This window comes from Roseburia zhanii (assembly GCF_014287635.1).
GTDB classification, from domain to species: domain Bacteria; phylum Bacillota; class Clostridia; order Lachnospirales; family Lachnospiraceae; genus Roseburia_B; species Roseburia_B zhanii.
In genome coordinates, this window is record NZ_JACOPH010000067.1 from 1 (window position 1) to 1,114 (window position 1,114).

At 35.4% G+C, this 1,114-nt stretch carries 2 protein-coding genes; both read right to left on the reverse strand.

Annotation, left to right across the window (positions count from 1 at the left end; all coding sequences use genetic code 11):
- Nucleotides 1-182 precede the first annotated feature (182 nt).
- Entirely contained in the window at nt 183-839 is a 657-nt protein-coding gene (locus H8S17_RS16115) for a DUF3879 family protein (protein WP_109258187.1), read from the reverse strand.
- A 160-nt stretch (nt 840-999) separates the two neighbouring features.
- A complete protein-coding gene (locus H8S17_RS17180; protein WP_334298762.1) occupies nt 1,000-1,104 on the reverse strand; it encodes an ATP-binding protein in 105 nt (34 codons plus the stop codon).
- Nucleotides 1,105-1,114: the final 10 nt, after the last annotated feature.

A 1,114-nucleotide genomic window follows, 5' to 3' on the forward strand; every position in this document is an offset into this window, starting at 1 on the left:
CTTCACTGATTGCCCCACTGTATGTTTTTCGTTTGTCTGACTATTTCCTTTCTGTACTTTATCAGTATTTTTTTCCATTATTGAATTCGTATTATTCATGTAATTAGATATTTTCATATCCTATTTTTCCTCCTTAAAACCCATTATCTTAGTTTCACCTCGTGGCTCACAAATAAATCTATCTATAACTTTATATCTACTGACTTCCTGCCACTTTCCGCCGACTCCCTTGTAATACCATCCAATGCGCCAGCCGGTATTGGTTTACCAGCTCTCCATGTAGGATCTGCGACTTTTGCAGCTTCTGCAAATGCCTGTCTGTATTGATGTTCATATTGTTCCATTGTCCAGCCTGCTGATAAGCGGTCATCCTTATCCATTTTTCTGTATAAATTGTTATATACACTCTCCCTTTTGGTAGTATCACCATTTAAAGTACCATTTTCATTTAAGAATTCTTTCTTTGCCAGTTCAAACATTTCTTCCCGGCTGCTCTCTGGAATAGAAATGATATGTTTATAACTGTTTCTGTTCTCATCCGTTACAGCAAGTCCTGTTAATCCGGTATTCGGATCAATCCAGTCTCCATTTTTGTCATACTGGCTCATCAGGTTCTTAATTGCCTGAACATTTGTAAACATTGCACCGTTTCCATTTTTCATCATCTCACTCAGTGCTGCTTTATACTTTTTACTGTTTGTGTCGATCCCTGCTGCTTTTAATTGTTTCTGTACAGAACTGCTATTCATTTGGGACAACTGAATATTGTTGATTAAATTTGTTTTTGATGTTCCAAATGTCGTTTGAAATAAAAAACCGTAGTCCGTAATTCTTGACATAATCGAAACCTCCCATCATTAAATTTTTTATATCTATCATCCGCTTTATTTTTCTTTTTCTATCGACAACCCACTTCTAATATTTTACCTTTTCTGCACCAAGTACGATTTTTTTGCACGAAGTAAGACTTTTTACCAAAAAAGAGCACGAATGCTCTTTTTATGAATTGAGGAATAACTCAGCAATAAATTTATTTCCATCACTTTTCAATATTAAATTTCCATCATATTTTTTTACACTGCTCTGAACATTCAGCAGTCCTATTCCACCGCCT